This is a genomic window from Gracilinema caldarium DSM 7334 (assembly GCF_000219725.1).
GTDB classification, from domain to species: domain Bacteria; phylum Spirochaetota; class Spirochaetia; order Treponematales; family Breznakiellaceae; genus Gracilinema; species Gracilinema caldarium.
This window is the reverse complement of record NC_015732.1, coordinates 552,707-572,718: the sequence shown is the minus strand read 5'-3', so window position 1 is coordinate 572,718 and position 20,012 is coordinate 552,707. Positions and strand designations below refer to the sequence as shown.

Genomic DNA, 20,012 nt, shown 5'->3' with positions numbered 1-20,012 from the left:
TCCTTATATTAAGTAATAAGAAATTGTATTTATAATTTTATTTCTATCAAACTGTGGTTGCAATCTTAAAAGATTTCTAGTAAAAGAAGCTGATTTATTAGTGGCAATTAATTCTTTTATGCTTTTTATAATTAAATCCTTATCAGGATAACAAGCAATTCCAATATTATTTTCTTGTATTAGTCTGGAAACTTCCCCAGCGGTAATTGCCAAAATAGGTTTCCCTGCAGCAAGATAGGTTTGAAACTTTGCAGGTATTGTAAGGCTGATAAGTTTATTTGGAGATAGTGATAGTACAGAAAAATCACATTGTCGGATACAATGCAATACTTGTCGTTGCGGCAAGCTTCCCAAAAACTTAATATTTGTTGCATCTAACGATTTTGCAAGTAACTCAAAATCCTTTCGTTTATTGCCATCTCCTAAAATGTATAACACAATATCTTCTTGTTTTAATTCAGCAAAAGCTTTAATAACTACATCAAGAGCCTGCATACTACCAAGATTACCAGTAAATATAAACTTCGATGCGCCCTCAGTTAAATTAAAAGGAGAAGGGTCACACTTCATTATTTCATCGGGTACCCATTGTGGTATAAATTCTACTATTTTATTTTTAGTATATGGCTTGAGCCTCTCAATAAAACCTGGGCTTGTTACTAAAATGGTATCACAAAAATAATAGATGAACTTTACAAAGTTCTTTAATATTACAGCAAATGCCCCTTGTTCAGGAAACCCATAAGCAAAAACAGCATCAGGCCATACATCTTGAGTCCAAATTGTTATAGGAATTTTTCTAAATATTTTTATAGGAATAACAGCCAATGCTTGGGTGAGCGGTCCTGTATGATAGACAAAAACTGCATCAGCATCTTTGCTCGCAATAAAAGCGAACCAAAGTTCACGCAGCATAAACAATAAATAATTCAATATTTTGCGATACAGGCTTTTACTGTAGCCTGTTACTGTCGGGAAGCGAACAATCTTAACGCCATTGATAGTTTCAACAAGTTTGCTGTTTTTGTATCCTTTATAAATTTTATCACCAGGATATGAAGGGATTTGGGTAACAACCGTAACCTCATTACCTTGTTTTACCCATTCTTCTGCAAGGTCAGTAATGAGAAAAGGCTCAGGAGCATAGCGTTCTGTTATTATAATTATTTTTTTATTTTTTCCACACATTTCTATTTACATAATCAATATAGCTCACAATAATCCGCACAACTTTTTCAGAAACATTTGGCATGGTATAATCTGAAACTTCTCTAAAAGCTCGCTCTTGGCCTCTTGGCTGCTGCATAGCTATAGTCGCAGATTCAAGAATCCGTTCTGGGTCAAGTCCTGTCATAATCACCGATGCTTCCTCCATACCTTCCGGCCGCTCGTGGGCTTCGCGTATATTCAGGGCAGGAAAGTTAAGAATTGATGACTCTTCTGTAATTGTCCCTGAATCAGAAAGAACAAGCTTTGCATGCATTTGCAAATTGACGTATTCGGAAAAAGCCATTGGCTTTTGCGTTTGAATGAGGTCATTAAGTTTTATATTATACTGCTCCAATCTTTTACGTGTTCTTGGATGGGTAGAAACAATAACCGGTATTTTATACGCATCAGCAATAGCATTGAGGCTTTCTGCAAATTTCTTAATTTGATATTCAAAATCAACATTTTCTTCACGGTGACAGCTTACAAGAAAATATTCGCCTGCTTTCACTCCATTTTTTTCTAAAGCTTTTGACGCTTGGATCTTTGGCATATAATGATGAATTACTTCATACATTGGAGACCCTGTTTTTATAATCCTATCTGCAGGGAGCCCTTCTCTAAGCAAATATTCCCTTGCAATGCTCGAATAAGGCATATTGATATCTGAGATATGATCAACGATTTTCCTATTTATTTCTTCTGGTACTCGCTGATCAAAGCATCTATTGCCGGCTTCCATGTGAAACACAGGGATTTTTTTTCGTTTTGCTGGTAGTGCTGCCAAACAGGAATTGGTGTCGCCAAGCACTAACAGAGCATCGGGTTTGACTTCACTCAATAGTTTATCGGTCTTTTCTATTATTGTGCCGATTGTTTGCATTGCACTTTCGCCGGCGGCATCCAAAAAATAATCGGGTTTTCTTAATTCAAGATCTTCAAAGAATATCTTATTAAGCTCATAATCATAGTTCTGTCCTGTATGCACTAATACATGATCTACATATGCATCCAGTTTTGCCATAACTCTTGAAAGGCGTATGATTTCTGGACGGGTTCCAACCATGGTCATTACTTTAGTTTTTTTCAATGTTATACCTCACAAAAATATGTATCAGGATTATTTTGATCAAAAATCTCATTTGCCCAAAATAATGTTAGTAAATCGGTAGTACCAATATTGGTAATACTATGTGTCCAGCCTGGGGGAATATCGATGATTTTACATTCATGCCCGTCTACAATAATTTCATGCAATTCGTTTGTTATTATATGACGCAATTTAATGCTTGCTTTTCCATCAAGCACACAAAATTTTTCTACTTTTGTATCGTGATAGTGATTACCGCGAGTGATTCCCGGCAATGTCCGTGATACAAATATTTGTCCAGAATTTTTTGTCTTGATAAGTTCAAAAAGATAGCCCCGGTTATCAACTTTTTTATCAGATAAATATTGTATATCTTGCTTTTCATAGTATGATAAAAAGGTGCTGTATAAATATTTTTCTAATTTGTTAGCAAAATCTGGCAATAACCCGCCTGTACGAATATCTCTAAATTGATAAAGCAGTTCAGCAAGTGCACCTAACGTTATTGTATAGGTTGGTCCCGGTATAATTGTTTCAATTTTGTATTCAAAATTTTCTGATATATGTTTTTGCAACTCATATACAACATCATCAATATAGATAAAATTTATTGCTTTTGCAGGATCATTAATTGTTAACGGTTCATTATGCGTAACATTGTAACAAAATGTAGCAACAACTGAGTTGTAATTTGGCCTGCACCATTTCCCAAATACATTGGGGAGCCTATAAATACAGATTTTATTGCCGGTTTCTTTATGGTATTTTTGAAGTGCCTCTTCAGCCTTTCGTTTAGAAATGCCATACGGGTTATCAAGCTCTGCCTGTATCGATGATGTCATGATTATTGGAGGGGCATCATGGCGTAATTTTAGCAATGATAGTATTTTTTCTGTTAAATCAACATTGCCGGTTTTAAATTCTTCCGGGGTTTCTGGACGGTTTATCCCTGCCAAATGGTATACACAATCTGCTTTTGCTATACCATCCGCTAGTTCTGCATCAGTATTATCTTTATCAAACTGGTGTATGCACAGTTCTTTATTTCTGCCCAATGCTACTATAAGGTTTTTCCCAATAAACCCTTGAGCACCGGTTACGAGTATATGGGTCATACTCCCTCATCCTCTTCATTGTTAAGTGCTTTCTTTACATAATCAAGATCTAAGAGCATCTGTTTTAATTCGCCACGATTAAGCCTATAAGTATTATGTGAGTTATATTCTTCTACTTCTTCTGCTTTTTTGTCCCCCTTGTCAAAATATAAGTGATAATTCAAGTCACGTGTATCAGCGGGAACCCTGTAGTAGTTGCCCATATCTATAGCTTTTACAGCTTCCTCTTTTGCAAGGAGCGTTTCATATAATTTTTCGCCATGCCTCGTACCTATTATATTTATTTCACTATTACTGCTAAATATTTCTTTAAGTACAGCAGCAAGATCTGCGATAGTTGCTGCAGGAGCTTTTTGCACAAATATATCTCCCTGCTCCGCATTGTTAAATGCAAATAACACAAGCTCAACAGCCTGAGGTAATGACATCATAAACCGTGTCATATTGGGATTTGTAATGGTTATAGGTTTTCCTGCTTTCATTTGCTTAATAAAAAGTGGAATAACGGAACCACGGGATGCCATGACATTGCCATAACGGGTTCCTGCAAGCAGTGTTTGTTTTTTTGTAAGATTTCTAGATTTTGCGATCATCACCTTTTCCATGAGGGCTTTTGACATTCCCATGGCATTGATTGGGTACACAGCTTTATCGGTAGAAAGAACGATAAGCCGCTGTACATTACAGGCAATCGCGGCTTCTATAGTGTTTGCTGTTCCCAATACGTTTGTTCTCACCGCCTCTAAAGGATAAAACTCACAAGAGGGAACCTGTTTAAGTGCTGCAGCAGAGAACACATAATCAACACCTCTCATGGCAGCATGTATTGAATCATAATCGCGGACATCGCCAATATAAAATTTTATTTTATCGTTCTTATATTTGTGCCGCATATCATCCTGCTTCTTTTCATCGCGGCTGAATATTCTTATTTCACCAATATCGGTATTTAAAAACCTGTCTAATACAGCATTTCCAAATGATCCAGTACCACCGGTGATGAGTAGGGTTTTGTTTGTGAACATATTATACCACCTTTAAATCAACTTAAAAAAAGAGATTCCTTTTCCTGCCTATTTGGATAATTTATTAAAACAGCTTTATGAGGTCCTTTAAAAACAAAAAGACTTCCAGCTGCTGCACCTATTGTTCCTGTTACATTAAAGAGTTTTTTTATATCTTCTAGCGAACCACATCCACCAAGTATAATTAAAGGAATTGATACAGCATTATAAACTGCCTGCGCCAGTTTTAAGTCGTAGCCTTTCATCATTCCATCATTATCAATTGAATTGATAACAATCTCTCCAGCACCTTTTTCTATTATTACTTTAAGATAATCGAACAATTCTAAACCTGTGGCTTTTTTACCATTATGTATATATATTTCATATTTACCATATAATTTTTTTTTAACATCAAGCACAACAACAACACTTTGAGATCCAAGTTCTCTAGATATTTGCATGATTAAATCGGGATTTTCTATTGCTGCTGAACTTATAGCTACCTTTTCTACACCTAAATTAATAATAGATCCTGCCTGCTCTACAGTTTTTATGCCACCCCCATAACAAAGTGGCATACGGCACTCATTTGCCAAATTTTTTATCATCCGCATATCCGGGACATAATTTTCAACCGTCGCATCAATATCAATAACCATAAGTTCATCAACTTTTTTTTCATTGAATATTTTTACTGCATTTATTGGATCGCCGACATATTTATAGTCTTTAAATCTAACAGATTTTACTAACCCCTTTTCATGGACAAGCAGGCAGGGAATAACTCTTGGAAGCAACATTTATATCTCCGCATAATTTTTTAGCAATGTCATACCAAACTCATGGCTTTTTTCAGGATGAAACTGGACACCATAGAAATTTTGGAAATTTACAGCACATGTAAACTCTTTTGTATAATGAGTGATTGCAATTGAATCTTGTTTATTTTGTGGTTCAAAATAGTATGAATGTACAAAATAAAATAAACTATTTTTTAGACTCTTAAAAAGAGAATGATCCGAAATTGGAGTTACAGTATTCCAACCCATATGAGGAAGTTTTACCTTTATTGGATCATGTGACACCAATTTTAAAACTTTTCCAGGTATCCATCCTAACCCTTTCTCTATGCCTTCTTCACTTGAGTCAGCAAGCATTTGCATTCCAACACAAATACCCAACACAGGCTTTTTTAATGAAAGTACTGCATCTTCCACAGCTGTATAAACTTCCGAACTACGAAATTTTTTCATTGCATAATCAAATGAACCGACTCCAGGAAGAATAAGCTTATCAGCTTCCTTACATTGAATGCCTTTCGCAATAACAATGCATTCTATATTGAGTCGTTTATATACTGTTGCTAAAGCCGCTATATTTCCAAGGCCATAATCTATAATTCCAATCATCGTATTATTGCTCTCTGAATTCCAAACATTCTTAATATTTTTGTGCCGATATTAAAAATCCACATTTTATTCTTATAATCTTTGTATGATTTATTCGGCCCTTTCATTATGCTTTTAAGTTCATCGATTGAAATATCAAGTTTATTAGCGATGAATTCCATATCTTGTTCTGCCATTTCCGGACTATATGGATGTTCATTAATTTTCTTTAAGGCTTCATCTCTTGTCATCTGTCCAGTTAATATGAGACTTGAAAAGTGAGCTCTTCTTTTATCATAGCCAAATTTTTCTTTAAGCCAATACCCTTCATAGAACCTGGTAAATCTTGATTCATAATGTTTGTGTGCATATTTTTGCCATCCGAATTTTTCTGATAATTCATTCATTGCCTGCTCTTTATAGTAAGGAACATAGTTTAAAGGTTTTACAACAGTAATTCCCTTAAAATATCTATAAAATACTTTATAAGTTAAAATATCACATAATGGAAATGTTTTCAGTTTTCTCTGCCCAAATTTTTTATGAATATCCTTTAGCTGTGTTAAATCTGAAGCATGATAATGCCACTCGAGCGGTTCTCGCACACATTCAGTAGAATAATTTGCGCCTGTTAAAATATATTTAAATTTATTTTTTGCAGCAAAATTATAGAGTGCTGCGAAAAATGCGTGATCCTGAGGAGTGTCGAGATGAGGAACTTGGGCTTTGAAAAAAGCCAGTTGCAAATCCCGCATCTCAAGCCAATTTACTACCTCTGTGTGTAAATCGAGCTGTAAAGCATCACAGAGCTTCTCGATATTGTTTACAGCTTCTTGAGTATTCCAACCCGCATCTACATGGAATAATAATGGTCTAAGGCCCATTTTTTCTTTTGCAAGATAGGCAACATATGAGCTGTCAACACCACCGCTTAAGCCTATAAGACAATCATACTGTTTATTTTGACCTTCTTTTCGTATTTTATCTGCTATGCGCATTAATTCTGTATAACTTACTTCATCGGGATGCCAATGTGGTAGAATGTTATTGTAAAAATTGTTACAATAATCACAATGACCGTTTTCATCAAAAACAATTCCTGAATCGGATGTGTCCATAATGCAGTTGGTGCAGATTTGATATGCTCTCTTTTCCATGTAGATACTCCTGTTTCCCTGTACAAATTCTAGTCCTAAGCGTATATTTTATCATGGCGCGTTACAGCCAAGTATATTGCTAAGAATGGCGAATATTATCATCGAACCATTTTTTGAAACGATCTATCTGATCATCCAAATCCGCGCTGGCAACATGCACAGGATGCAAAAACGCTGATATACCGATATTTTCGTATTCATTGATCAATGTCGACGGATAAGAAACAATATAATCCACTGTCGGGAAAACATCAACCGACTCAATTATTTCCCATGTTCTGTTGGTAACCATCGATGTGGCAGGATTCTTTGGATGCGGTTTGTAATACAGCTCGATATTCTCAAAACTCCTTAAATACTCCTCCATTGCGCATTGTAGTAATTCCGATGAGGGATGCCCTACAAAAAGAATCTTCCTGGAATCCCGCCGTCCCATAGGCACCGTGGAGATTACCGGCTTGAAATATTGGATTTTAGGAGTGCATTCCTTTCCAATTATATATGTTAGAAATATATTTTTTGAATACTCGTCATACACGAAAAGTTCCTGAACGTTATTCATCCTATACTCAAGCGAAATATCGAAGACAAAACTCTCATCCATTGCCAGATTCTTAAGCGATCCATGTTGGATTAGCGATAGTTTATTCGAACCACCACCGGAACGACCGTTTTTCTGTCCGGCTACAACATCAGCCAATACAGCCCATCGGTCATAATGCTCGGCGATATACAAATGGCCCTCCAGTTTTGAAATACCCAAATATGCAACAAACCACCTGAAAGCAGTAAAGGTCTGAAGAATCCAAGGTAAACGGCCGTGTATACTCATATATAAAATGGATGCAATAGATAAAACATAGGAGCGTACAATGTCATACGGATCGAGAAGCACGCAGAGACTCACGTTCTTTGCCGTGGTCACCGCCGGCTCCCAGGGCATTGTTATAACTGCATAGTCCTCGACAATGAATTGTGGAACGATTTTGGAGGCTCGGTATGAAAAGCTAAGAATGTAATCGGAAACGCTTGGCCATTGATCGCAATGCAATTGCTTCCATTGTTTAGCAAAGACGAGAGCCTCGTACAGTGCGTAGATACACCCGATAAATGCGACCCAGAAAACGCGTAAAACATGAGCAAAAAAAACAAGCAGCAATCCATACTTTTTAAGCAGACTGCTCCAACGAGATGGCCTCGGAAGACAGCCCATACTATGGCTATAGATATTTATACGTTTGTACTGGGCGGAATCTATGCTTATTTCATTCTCGGTAGCAAGTAAATATTCATGCAAAATTCTATGATAATTCACATCAGTTCTCATAATTGGGCTGGGTCAAATTTATATCGCTTCAAAAGTAAATACACCATTAAAATCATTGGAAAAACATAGAAATCGGTATGATTGTACAGGCTTCCCCTGAGATGCGATATCAGTATCATAGTAAGCCAAAAGCTTGCGAGCCAACCACCCAGGTCATTCCTCGATTCCAGATATCTGCATAGCTTGTTCAGCCAATACATATATAAAAAGAAAATCCACAATCCACCAAAAAAGTAAAAGTTAAGGTAAAGATCTGTTTCGACCGGCCATTGCTGGGTTGCCCTAATCTGCCAAGCTTCCGGAAAGTACATAGCAGTAAGAAAATGGTTCATATCGTAATAGAGATTGGGATTTGATAGTCCAAACGGCGTTAAGAATTTGTTGAACGGGAGGAAAAACGTCGTTAAGAAGGAAGGCCTAAAGTCCCTCACCGCTACTACAAGAAGATCTAGCGTGTTGAAATAATAAAAGATTCCCGAAACTAGCTGTTGCGGTTTTCTCAAATCAAAACCGCGGAAAAGTAGTCCTGCAATAAAAATAGCCGTCAATGCGACTGTAAGTAATATGATCCTTTTATCTAGAATTTTCAGGTTCCTAAGCCAGGGTAAGAATGCTATTACCAGGAACATCGCTATCTGTAGTTTGCTTCCGTGCACAGGACTGATAACAATCAGCCATCCAAGGAACAGGATCACCGGCATGTTTTTCCCCGTCTTCCAGGAGCGGTAACCGCTCTCCCGCCAGCTAATAGCATGGTAAAAAAGTGGCTTAGTATTACGTATAAGCCGGATCCAGCCCGGTTCAGGAAAGCATCTCCCGGGTTGGCGACCCAGCGCGAAAAGCCACCTGATGCTAAAACTATGGCAATGATAGAGCAGGTTGAAAGAATATACAAAAGGACTATTGTTTGTTTTTTAAGCGAATAGGAAGGCCTAACAAGTTTGGACTTGGTTCTGGTACTGCTAATCGAGTCCGCAAGGGTAATTGCGAGCATTCCAGTACAAAAGGTGATGAACACATACAGAATGGATACGAAATATAAGGGGTTCGTCAAAGCCTGCACAAGGCGATTCCCGCACATTGAAGCAAAAACGAACCATATACCGTAATAGGCGTAGTAAACCGTCAATAACGAAACAGCGCGCCTTGGAGGATTGATAAGCACGACAATGAAAAAAAGTGACACAAAAGCCCAATAAGGGCTCTTGCCGAACAGCATCATCCCCCATAAGAGTATGATTCCAAATAGAGAAACAGCAAAAAGCAAAATCAACGAGTCATTACTGTTTAGTCTCTTCATAGTTCAGACATCACCAAGGAAGATTTTGCTTTAAGATTGAAAGCACATTTTAGGATGACCATTACAGCAAACCCCATACACTGTGAAAGTAAGACTGAATAAACTCCTACGTAAGGTTTTAAAATTAGGAAAGCAATTATGAATACCACCAATGAAAGCAGATGAGAAAGAAGAATGTCCATATCCTTTCCCATGCCATACAAACCTAACTGTGGGACAACGCCTAAACAATATAGAAAGGCGGATCCCATTTGCCATACAAGCATATAGAAATAATCTATATAAACTGCCTTGCCGAGATACGGCAAGGCGATAAAAGTAACCACCATTCCTCCCGCGACGAGAAAAATGGAAAAAAGCAAAACTCTCATAAATAAGTCGTTTACAGTACCCGAAATGTTGTTGTTCTTTGTTGCAGCCAGGATTATTTTTGGATAATAGAAAACTATGAGCCCGGCGTCGATAAATGCGATGACGGCATTGGAAACACTGGAGAACAGTGTATATGCGCCTAAAACCGCAAGCCCCGCTACTTTCTCCATGAATATTTTATCCAGCGAATACATTCCGCGGAGTGAAAGGCTTGCGATCAACAAAGGAAAAGCTACCTTTATACCTTTTATTATCCAAGCCCATGAGACCCGAGACATTCCCGTGGGATGGCACTTTGAGACTATTACAAAAGCTCCCCATGCTGTGGCCAAAGCAACGCCCGAAAGCCAAAAGAGCAAAAGTATTTCTAATGTTCTGAATGCCGGAAACAATATCAATAGAACCGAGAGAATTATAGCCCACGCTCCGGTCTTAATAAAAAGTATAAGCGTAGCCATGAAGGGCTCAGAGATGGCGATAAGGGCTCTATTCACTTCGTGCGAAAGATGCTCGAATATTAGAATGCCATAAAACCACAAGGCATACTTCCACGGTAATAGGTTACCCACAAAAATAAAAGACAGCAAAGGCAAAACTACGGCATAGACAACACCAAAAAATACCATCTGCGACATGAGAAGTGAAAATCTGTTTTCGGGATTTTGTATTATCAACTCGCGTGTCGAGTAATTATAGTACTCAAACCCGAGGGCATAGATCGCATACGTTATATATGCGAGAATTAATCCGTACATCCCCACCGCTTCAGCATCAAGGAATTTTCCGAGCACAAAAAGCAGCACAAACCTAGAGCCTAACGAAGCCCCCCTCAACAAGAGATTTGCAAAAGCGGTCTTAAAGATTTTCATATTGGAACGACTTTTACTCTGTGTACAGAAAAGCTTTTATATTAACAAAATTCGCAACCTCATTTTGATACTGCCGAGGTTTTACGATAGACAAAATAAGCAATCTAAGCATATTCGAAAAACCTGTCTTGCCTGAACCGGAATCGATTCGTATCACGACATCCGGTGAATAGGTCGTGGCGTTCATCATTTTATAGGGTAACGCCATCCTCGAACTAAATGCCATTTCAAGCTCTTTTTTAGAGTTCTCGCCGGTATATGCGGCAATCCTGGTTTCATCACCAAACGCCGCATAGAACAATCCGGCAAAATCATAACTGTTATATGTCCTGCCTGCATTCAAATATATAGTATTGTCCTCTACTACGAAGGCTTTTCCCTTCTTTATAAGTTCATTATTCCTGTAGTTGATTATCAGCGATTGCTGCTTTATATTGTCGAAATAAAAGTCCCGGCCATTATCGAGATTAACCATAATGAACGAGAAAATTATAACAACCATAACTGTCCAAACTGTTAACGATCTCAACTCGAACTTATCCGAAAAAAATTCAAGCAGCCCAAACAACAAAAATGTTAATCCTAGAGGAATAAGCATATTGTTTCTGCTGTTAAGCGGATCATCGTAGAATCCGATACCGACAGCGATATATGCGAAAACGCCAAAAAAGAACGAAAAAAGACCGAATAACATATGCCGGATCCCCAGTGCAGACTCCTCGGACCACCTTTGGTTCTTTTTGACAAAAGCAAGAAAAACAACGACGATTAACACCAATAGCGCGAAATGCGAACTGCGTCCCAATATCGATGAGATTTTCGCCCCGATATTCGAACACGCTCGCAGAAGCCAGTCGACGGCAAGCAGTGGAGACTTGAGAGCAAACTCGGGAACTATTTTGTTGTATCCGATCTTTGCGTATATACCCGATTTATAAACCGTATTGAGGGACATCAATAACGATTTGACGCCAAAAAAGGTAAATGGTAAAACCGCATAATACCAATTCCCTTTTGTATGGAGTAATATGCTTTTTGACAAATTTACCTTTTTATCAGATGTCCTCCCTAGGTATACAATAAGCGAATAAAAATATGGCACCGCAAAAAACGGCAGTAAAGAATTCAGATTGAATGACAAGAAAAAAAGAACCAAGGACACCATTCTGGCATACTTGTTATCACTACCGATGAAAATATAAGAAGCGAGAGCGAACAAAGCGAAATAAAAGGCATAGGGGCCTGTCGCAAGTGTATACTTCGAGCCATTTACCGGAACGAGTAAGAATAAAACCGAGAGCATGAGACTGAAGTTGGGTTTATAATTAATTTCGTTCAAATACTTATAAAGTAACAATCCCGGAATAAGATAACAAACAAATGCAACCCAATGGCCGAATAATGGGCTAATACCATTAAACAGCATGAATACAAAACCAGGGAAGAACATCGCATATAGTTTTTGCGAAATGATAAAATAATCATTTAACCCCAGCCCTGTCCATACCCAATCATCCCAATATATCCCGTTGCAAAAAAGCATGGGGAAGAAAGCAATTGAATAAAGAATAATCAAAGAAATCAAATAAGGATCTCGCAATGAAAGCACCTTGCCTGGAACGATAGATACGTTTTCCTGTATGCCAATTTTCATCTAAATCTCCAGATTAAAAACATTAAACCGATCAATCTAAACAGATTCAACGAAGCATATACTGTTTGTACGGGCATCTCGTGGTAATCAAAACTATAGAGTGAACCCATCATCTACACAGACATTCTGCCCGTTTACGTAACGTGACATATCAGAAGCAAGAAACAGAACGGTGCCAACTACATCGGCTGCGTCTAGCATTCCTTTGTCGATGCAGTGTTTCCTGTATTCACTGAGGAACGATTCGGGTTGATGGTCCCACAAACCGCCAAGACTGATGCAATTTACCCGGATATTGTTGCCGGCGTAATATGCCGCCATGTACTTGGTTAGGTGTATGATAGCGGACTTGATTGCTGCGTATTCCACTGGCATGGTCATGGCTGTGCCATCGTAGATTCTGAATCGTGGCGCGATCATGCCATAAACGGAAGACATATTGAGCAAGACACCCCCGCCATTGGCCTTAAAATACTCCAGCACTTTCTGCGAAACAAGGAAATAGCCCCCCAGATGCAGATTCACGTTCTCACAAAAATCCTTGAACTCAACATTTTCGAATTTTCTACCATAATTGGAATTTCTCGGATAGGAAGAGTTAATCAGCACATCTATGCCACCAATTTTACGAGCAACCGAATTAATCATTTCATCGACGGAAGATGGGTCGACAATCGAAACGGTAGTTACTTCGGGTCTAGCCCCGGTGTCTGACCCTATTTTTTCTGCGATTTCCTCTGCGCGAGCGACGTTTATATCCGCGATAACGCACCTTGCACCAGCACGGGAGATTGCTTCGCATATCTTCGAACCTAGCAATCCCGCTCCGCCGACAACAACAATACGCTTTCCATCCAATTCGAGCAAAGCGCTAATACCGCTCATATATCAAACCAACCTTTTGGAAAACAAGAATTCTACGAAAGCAAAATCCAATTCTGTGTCGATATCTATGGAACGTTCCTCAGGCATGATGTATAGTCCCGTGTTTTCAGTAATGACACTATCGCAACCAAGCAATGTTTCACGCTTCCAGATATAAATTGAGGCATTCATGTCAAAGCATTTGGGCGCGTCTTGCCTTCGGACTATCGGTTTTTCCAGCGTTTTTGAAAGATGCACATTGCCATTTTCATCAACTTCCACAATATTGAAATACGGCGACTTTCTAGAAGGCATGGCTGTGATCACGTTGTCGTATCCTCCTTGAATAAACAAATTCCAAGCTCCCATTATATCATCAACACTACGGAGCGGGGATGTCGCGTCAAGATCCATCAGCGAAGTGAACTTCCTACCATAATATTTTTCCGATTCGAGCAAGGCATGCCGTATTACGGGGATCTTGGCGGCTGTCGAGGTTGCCAGTTCGTCAGGCCTCCTGAAAAATACTTCTGCTCCGCAGGTTTCTGCGGCTTCAGCGATGGCGTCCGAGTCGGTACTGATAACTATGTGTTCAAAGATTCCCGCAGCCTTGGCGGTTTCTATTGTGTAAGCTATAAGGGGCTTCCCAGCTAACTCCCTGATATTCTTGTTCTTTACCCCCTGCGATCCACCACGAGCGCAGATTGTGCATAATATTTCACTTCCCATGTTCTGACCATCCCATCAAGTTTTTTATCCTAGAAACAACCTCAAGGACCGAACAACCTTGTTCGTAACTACAGGCAACAGATCCTTCGCCCTCGATAATGTCACGATGCATTCTGGAGTATGTATAGTTTCTTTTGCACCCCATCTGCAGTTCTTCCATTTCTTGCATTCCTTCCGTTTTAATTTTCATTGTGCCCTGGATAAAATCCGCGATATACGTACCATCTACCGTGTTTACATGCATTGCCCGAATGGGAATCCTTGACAAATATTCGACGGTTATACTGATTTTGGTCCGTCCCCCTACCACTCCCACAAAGGAAGCATAGTCTTCGGTGACTATTCGTAAATCGGATATCTTGCCGCCAACCGCACCTGTAACCAATAGGTTTCCGAATAGATTCTGGATATAGTCGATTTCATGACTAAGGTCAAGCAACACGCCACCGCCTTGCTCAATCGAGGCACTGTAGGATTTGGAATAGTCGGATCCTGGGCGCCAGTTTGGAAGATACTGTCCGGTAAACACGGAAACTGAAATGACCTTTGACGAAATATTCCTAACATATTCCACAAGCGGATGATACCGTAGATTATACCCGACAAAAACCACATTGTTCACCGGTCTGAACTTGCCCGGCCGAGCAAACAAGGGCTTTTCAACCAAAATTTTCTTGCCGCGTGCGACTTCATCGATTTTCCTGAGCTGCTCTTCATGCAGTGAAGTTTCAGACGCGATTACGTAATAGTCATACTTCCTTAGGTCTTCAACTTCGTCAATCGTTTTGTATTTCACGTTCTTGTGTGACGAATGCCTGCTAACAATCGCTATTTCCGAGTCGGGATATAATCCTGACAACACATCAAAATGCCTCGTCCCTATGGAGCCAAATCCAACAATCAAAATTCTCATTTTGTTTACCACAACAATCTTGGCTAAAAATCGACGGAAATCTTCTGTACAACCTTTCTATATTCATCCCATTGCCCAATATCAATAAACTCATTTTCATTTATTGGGTATGCGACTACTTTTTTACCATTTTTCATCAATACTTCTATTAAATCTGTCATATGAAAAACTTTTTTATCAGGTATTAAACTAAGACATTCAGCATTTACAACATAAACACCCGTGTTAACACACATTGAATATTCTGGCTTTTCTTCAATCTCAGTTACAATCCCGCCCTCTTTATATTTTATTACACCATAAGGTATTGTATGATGTTGTATTGAAGATAATATGGTTAATGAAGCATTTGTTTCAGTATGAAATTTTATAACATCCGCATAATCTGCTTTTACCATTATATCACAATTAGAAACAATTATAGGCCCTTTTAATTCTGACGGCAGCAACTTTAAACTACCTGCAGTTCCATAGAAATCATCCTCTTTAAGATATTTTATTTCATAATTTTTTTCTATACCTTCAAAATATGCGCGAATCATTTCACCTTTATAGTTAATGGTAAAATAATACAATAAAATGTTATGTTTTAGGAATTCTTGTATTATTAATTCAAGTATAGTTTTATTACCAATTGGAATTAACGGCTTAGGAAGCACATTAGTAAAGGGTGCCATTCTTGTTCCCTTACCACCGGCCATAATAACAACTGGAATATTGAGCTTTTTCCACTGTTTTTTGTATTCATCTGTGGAAAGTAAATCATCCCAGGTAACATAGGCCTCAATAAAAAATGATGAATTAATAATTGGAACTACTTCATACCTATTTTTAACCATCACTTCTTTTACATATTCTTCATTATATTCGTCATTAAATATGTAAAATGGATTTTTGTTATAAATATCATCAATTGTATCAACCAAACTTTTTCCGGAAATCAAAGCTCTCCTAATATCTCCATCAGACAATGCACCAATTAACTTGTTTTTATTATCAACTACAAATAAGAGCCCTTCACTATTGGAATCTATTAGTTTAAGTGCATCTTTAATTCTTGCGCTTTCTTTAATTATAATAACTTTCTCATTTAAACTATGCATAAACAACCTCAAAATGACATAAAATACTAGTATTTTAAAGTTAAATCAAAGAAATTTTTAATAAACTTATTATAATTTAAATATTTTTTAATTGTATCGTAAATAGTAATGGTAGTATCCTTTTTATAATATGGGTTTTCATAGTTTATTCTATTATTTTTTATATCTTCTTTTACATTATTTATTGTTTTATATATATCATTAGCAAACAATCCACAATCATAAACACTTTTTGCTTTTATACGACCATCCTGTCTTTTCCCAATATTAACCGTAGGAACGTTAAGACTAGGTGCTTCAATTATTCCACTAGAAGAATTTCCTATAACCATCAAAGAATGCTTAATTAAAGAAAGATATTTTAACTGCCCTAAACTAGAAAAAAGTATAGATCTATCTGGGTTTCTACTTACAAATTCTTCTATTAATGTATTAATTATCCTCCCCCCAGCATCCGAGTTTGCCTTTGTAAAAATTAAAAACATATCGTTGAATTTATCTAAAGCTTTTAATATTTCTTTGATTTGATCTTCAGCACTTTGGCAATCTATTGTTTCTGGATGAAATGTTATTACAACATAAGGATATTTAATCTTATCGCTTATTACATTTTGTATTTCATTTTTATCTAATAGCTTAAGTTTTAATATATTATCTATACCAATTGCTCCAACATTGAATACTCTATCCGGGAACTCTCCCAATTGAATTACTCTTTGTTTATACTGTTCAGTTGCAACAAAATGTAAATAGCTCATTTTAGTTATTGAATGCCTAAAAGTATCATCAATTGCTCCTAATGTAAGTTCACCACCATGCAAATGCGCTATAGGAATATGTGCTACAGTAGCAGCTGCTGCAACGCAAAAAGCTTCGAATCTATCACCTAAAATTACCAGCATGTCTGGTTTTCTTTTTTTTAGAATATCGCCAAAGCCAATTAAAGCAAGCCCCATAGATTTAGTTATTGCAGTAGGTGTATCACCACTAAGCAGTATTTCAATTTCTTCTGTTATTGGGATCCTGTCTTGTTTTATTTGATCAACAGTATGGCCAAATTCCAGAGATAAATGCATCCCTGTTACATAAAGCTCAAATTGTAAATCTGAATCCTTTAATGCTAAATCCATTAAAGGTCTCAGCAAACCATACTCAGCTCTGGTACCAGTAAAAAATGCTAACTTCTTTTTTACCATCTAAAAACCTCATCCTCTTCGAAATCATGAGCAGCTATACTGTTAATGACCAATTCCCAACACATAGGACTAATACCATCACCAGGCCTTTTTATCGTGATGTCATCTTCTGTGATTACTGCACCTTTTTTTATAGGACGTGCTGCTACTATGCTTTTTCTTGCTGCACTCCTGTTTTTTAACTCTGTTTTTGTCACGCGTTTTACACCATCACCCATCGCTTTTTCTATTATGCGTATACTATTTACCATTTCCGCTAATTCAACAGGCTCCAAACTTGCTTTATGATCTGGTCCTTCCATGCCTTTATCAAGCGTAAAATGCTTTTCTATAACCTCCGCTCCCAAAGCTGCTGCGGCAATTGGTATTGCAATACCTTCTGTATGATCAGAATACCCATATCGCAAATTAAAAGCTCTTCCCATACTTTTCATTGCTAACAAGTTTACTTCCTCAATAGGCGCAGGATATTCCGTAGTACAATGCAATACCGTTATTTTATTATAATCCAAGCCTGAATTAGTGAGCACCTGTATTGCGTCTTCAACTTCTCCTAAATCAGCCATTCCTGTAGATAATAAAACTGGTTTATTAAAAGCACCTATCTTTTTTAAGTAAGGAAGGTTGGTTATTTCACCAGAGGGTATTTTCCAATACGGCATTTCAATGTTACTTAAGAACTGAATGCTTTCATTATCAAATACCGTAGACATAAATGCTATACCTTTAAATTTGCAGTAATCGGCCAGTTTTAAAAAACTATCATAATCTAGCTCTAATTTTTTAAGCATTTCTAATTGTGATTCATTACTTCCTGTATTTTTCTTTTGATAATCCGCTTTTTCTGCTTTCCGGCTCACCAAATTTTCAGATTTAAATGTTTGGAACTTGACTGCATCTGCCCCTGCATCTTTAGCTGCGTCAACAAGTTTTTTTGCCAACTCAAAACTGCCATTATGATTTACACCAGCTTCAGCTATAATAAACACCTTTTTCATTTTGCAATACTTCCTGCTTTAATAAAACCTTCAATTATACACATTTGTTTTGAAGTAGCATTACTGCCAAAAAATGTATGATCTCGAATAACTACACCACCATTTACAACAGCTGCCGTCGCAACATGGCAATGATTTCCTATAACAGCATCATGTTCAATAAGTGCTTTACTATTAATAATGCAATTAAAACCTATCTTTGCATTAGCATTGACTAATGCATGATGCATTATAATAGTACCGCTTTCTATTTTTGCATGTTTAGACACATATGCTAAGGGTGATATTACTACAGGTAATGTATACCCAAGAGAGCAGAGCTTATTATATAAACCTGCTCTAATCTCACCTGATCCAATCTGTCCTACTGTAATAAAAGCATATTGTATATATTTTCTAATTATTTCTAAATCGTTATCACAGCCTATAATTTTATAACCAAGAACATATTCTCCAATGCGTTCAGGCTTATCAATTATTCCAACAATTTTAAATCTCTTTGTTCTTTCTATTACATCAATAACCGATTTACAATGTCCTCCTCCACCAATCAATATTATTTTTTTCATTCTGCTCTCACACTACTAGGTATATTCACAATTTTATCTTCAAGCATTTTTGCAACAGGTATTTCCATACACTGATACTTTTGATAAGGTGGCAAGGTTGGTATAAGCTTCCATACTGGACGAGTTTGAATGCCCTGGCTGTTGCTGTATTCAAGGAAACTATCTCGCTCTGCCCTGTCGTTAAGCATTATCACATTGAGCCAATAATTTGACACAGAATTGTGCGGCTCGGTGAAAAATTGAATACCATTATTAGTAAAAAACTCTTTATACTTTAAGGCAGTTTCACGCTTGTTTGCAATGATTGTATCAAAATATTCCATTTGAGCACAACCCAAAGCTGCATTCACATTAGGCAAACGGAGGTTAAAACCAATTTCATCATGAAAAAATTCCCAGGGATGCTTTCTCTTTGCGGTTGTACTTAAATGCCTTGCTTTTTCTATGAGCGCTTCATCATTGGAAATAATCATACCCCCGCCGCCTGTTGTTACAGGCTTATTTCCATTAAATGAAAGAATTGCTGCAGAACCATACGTTCCTGTATGTTTACCCTTGTAATATGAACCTAATGATTCTGCTGCATCTTCTATAAGCAGAATACCATATGATTTACATATTTCAGAAATTTCGTCGATTCTTACAGGATGTCCAAAAGTATGCATTGGAACAACTGCGGCAATTCTTTTCCCGGTTTTCTTATTAACTACGAAACCATTTTTTGTTTCTGCATGATTTGATAAAAACTTCGAAAGCGCATCAGGACTCATTCCAAGGGTATCCGGTTCTACATCAATAAAAACAGGATTAGCCCCTGCATGACAAATTGCAGCAGAAGTAGCTGCAAAGGTCAAAGCTTGAGTTATAACTTCATCATCAGGCTGTACACCTGAGGCAATAAGCGCTATTTGCAATGCTGCTGTGCCATTAACAAAAGCCGCAGCATACGGACTACCTGTTATGCGTTTAATATGATCTTCAAAATCTGTTACAAACTTCCCAACATAAGAAACAAATGTTGTATCCACACATTCTGCAAGATATTTTTTTTCATTGCCCAAAAAACGCGGCGCATGCAATGGAACAGGATTTTCGTTCGGATACAGTGTTTTTATAAAGTCTATGATTGTTTTAAATTTTTCCATTGCAAAC

At 37.5% G+C, this 20,012-nt stretch carries 19 protein-coding genes; all 19 read right to left on the bottom strand.

Annotation, left to right across the window (positions count from 1 at the left end; translation table 11 throughout):
• Positions 1–3: 3 nt before the first annotated feature.
• Entirely contained in the window at positions 4–1,188 is a 1,185-nt protein-coding gene (locus tag SPICA_RS02680; RefSeq protein WP_013968001.1) for a glycosyltransferase family 4 protein, read from the bottom strand.
• Positions 1,172–2,299, bottom strand: coding sequence for a non-hydrolyzing UDP-N-acetylglucosamine 2-epimerase (wecB, locus tag SPICA_RS02675; RefSeq protein WP_013968000.1), 1,128 nt, complete (start codon positions 2,297–2,299; stop codon positions 1,172–1,174). Before wecB ends, SPICA_RS02680 begins: the two co-directional genes overlap by 17 nt.
• 2 nt (positions 2,300–2,301) lie before the next feature.
• The gene (locus SPICA_RS02670; protein WP_013967999.1) at positions 2,302–3,414 is read right to left on the bottom strand and encodes a polysaccharide biosynthesis C-terminal domain-containing protein; all 1,113 of its coding nucleotides are present in this window, start codon (positions 3,412–3,414) and stop codon (positions 2,302–2,304) included.
• Positions 3,411–4,439 carry a polysaccharide biosynthesis protein gene (locus SPICA_RS02665; RefSeq protein ID WP_013967998.1) on the bottom strand — a complete coding sequence of 343 codons (1,029 nt, stop codon included), beginning with the start codon at positions 4,437–4,439 and terminating at the stop codon, positions 3,411–3,413. The genes SPICA_RS02670 and SPICA_RS02665 overlap by 4 nt, the downstream gene beginning before the upstream one ends.
• A gap of 17 nt (positions 4,440–4,456) precedes the next feature.
• Positions 4,457–5,221 (bottom strand): AglZ/HisF2 family acetamidino modification protein, encoded by a 765-nt coding sequence (locus tag SPICA_RS02660; protein WP_013967997.1) that lies wholly within the window; start codon positions 5,219–5,221, stop codon positions 4,457–4,459.
• The gene (gene hisH / locus SPICA_RS02655) at positions 5,222–5,830 is read right to left on the bottom strand and encodes an imidazole glycerol phosphate synthase subunit HisH (protein WP_013967996.1); all 609 of its coding nucleotides are present in this window, start codon (positions 5,828–5,830) and stop codon (positions 5,222–5,224) included.
• A complete protein-coding gene (locus SPICA_RS02650) occupies positions 5,827–6,966 on the bottom strand; it encodes an N-acetyl sugar amidotransferase (protein ID WP_013967995.1) in 1,140 nt (379 codons plus the stop codon). The genes hisH and SPICA_RS02650 overlap by 4 nt, the downstream gene beginning before the upstream one ends.
• 79 nt (positions 6,967–7,045) lie before the next feature.
• Positions 7,046–8,281 carry a hypothetical protein gene (locus tag SPICA_RS02645; protein WP_156789612.1) on the bottom strand — a complete coding sequence of 412 codons (1,236 nt, stop codon included), beginning with the start codon at positions 8,279–8,281 and terminating at the stop codon, positions 7,046–7,048.
• 8 nt (positions 8,282–8,289) lie between these two features.
• The gene (locus SPICA_RS14630; RefSeq protein WP_013967993.1) at positions 8,290–8,994 is read right to left on the bottom strand and encodes a hypothetical protein; all 705 of its coding nucleotides are present in this window, start codon (positions 8,992–8,994) and stop codon (positions 8,290–8,292) included.
• 595 nt (positions 8,995–9,589) lie between these two features.
• Positions 9,590–10,834, bottom strand: a complete 1,245-nt coding sequence (locus SPICA_RS02635) for an MATE family efflux transporter (RefSeq protein WP_013967991.1) — start codon at positions 10,832–10,834, stop codon at positions 9,590–9,592.
• A 13-nt stretch (positions 10,835–10,847) separates the two neighbouring features.
• Positions 10,848–12,488, bottom strand: a complete 1,641-nt coding sequence (locus SPICA_RS02630; RefSeq protein ID WP_013967990.1) for a hypothetical protein — start codon at positions 12,486–12,488, stop codon at positions 10,848–10,850.
• A gap of 93 nt (positions 12,489–12,581) precedes the next feature.
• On the bottom strand, positions 12,582–13,373 hold the full coding sequence (locus SPICA_RS02625; protein WP_013967989.1) for an oxidoreductase: 792 nt from the start codon (positions 13,371–13,373) through the stop codon (positions 12,582–12,584).
• 3 nt (positions 13,374–13,376) lie between these two features.
• On the bottom strand, positions 13,377–14,081 hold the full coding sequence (locus SPICA_RS02620; RefSeq protein ID WP_013967988.1) for an acylneuraminate cytidylyltransferase family protein: 705 nt from the start codon (positions 14,079–14,081) through the stop codon (positions 13,377–13,379).
• Positions 14,071–14,994, bottom strand: a complete 924-nt coding sequence (locus SPICA_RS02615; RefSeq protein WP_041396119.1) for a Gfo/Idh/MocA family protein — start codon at positions 14,992–14,994, stop codon at positions 14,071–14,073. Before SPICA_RS02615 ends, SPICA_RS02620 begins: the two co-directional genes overlap by 11 nt.
• A gap of 23 nt (positions 14,995–15,017) precedes the next feature.
• Positions 15,018–16,097: a sugar phosphate nucleotidyltransferase gene (locus SPICA_RS02610; protein WP_013967986.1), complete on the bottom strand. Its 1,080-nt coding sequence runs from the start codon at positions 16,095–16,097 to the stop codon at positions 15,018–15,020.
• Between the two features lie 26 nt (positions 16,098–16,123).
• On the bottom strand, positions 16,124–17,293 hold the full coding sequence (neuC, locus tag SPICA_RS02605) for a UDP-N-acetylglucosamine 2-epimerase (protein WP_013967985.1): 1,170 nt from the start codon (positions 17,291–17,293) through the stop codon (positions 16,124–16,126).
• Positions 17,287–18,291 carry an N-acetylneuraminate synthase gene (gene neuB, locus SPICA_RS02600; protein WP_013967984.1) on the bottom strand — a complete coding sequence of 335 codons (1,005 nt, stop codon included), beginning with the start codon at positions 18,289–18,291 and terminating at the stop codon, positions 17,287–17,289. Before neuB ends, neuC begins: the two co-directional genes overlap by 7 nt.
• Positions 18,288–18,860, bottom strand: coding sequence for a PglD-related sugar-binding protein (locus SPICA_RS02595; protein WP_013967983.1), 573 nt, complete (start codon positions 18,858–18,860; stop codon positions 18,288–18,290). Before SPICA_RS02595 ends, neuB begins: the two co-directional genes overlap by 4 nt.
• On the bottom strand, positions 18,857–20,005 hold the full coding sequence (locus tag SPICA_RS02590; protein ID WP_013967982.1) for a LegC family aminotransferase: 1,149 nt from the start codon (positions 20,003–20,005) through the stop codon (positions 18,857–18,859). The genes SPICA_RS02595 and SPICA_RS02590 overlap by 4 nt, the downstream gene beginning before the upstream one ends.
• Between the last annotated feature and the right edge of the window lie 7 nt (positions 20,006–20,012).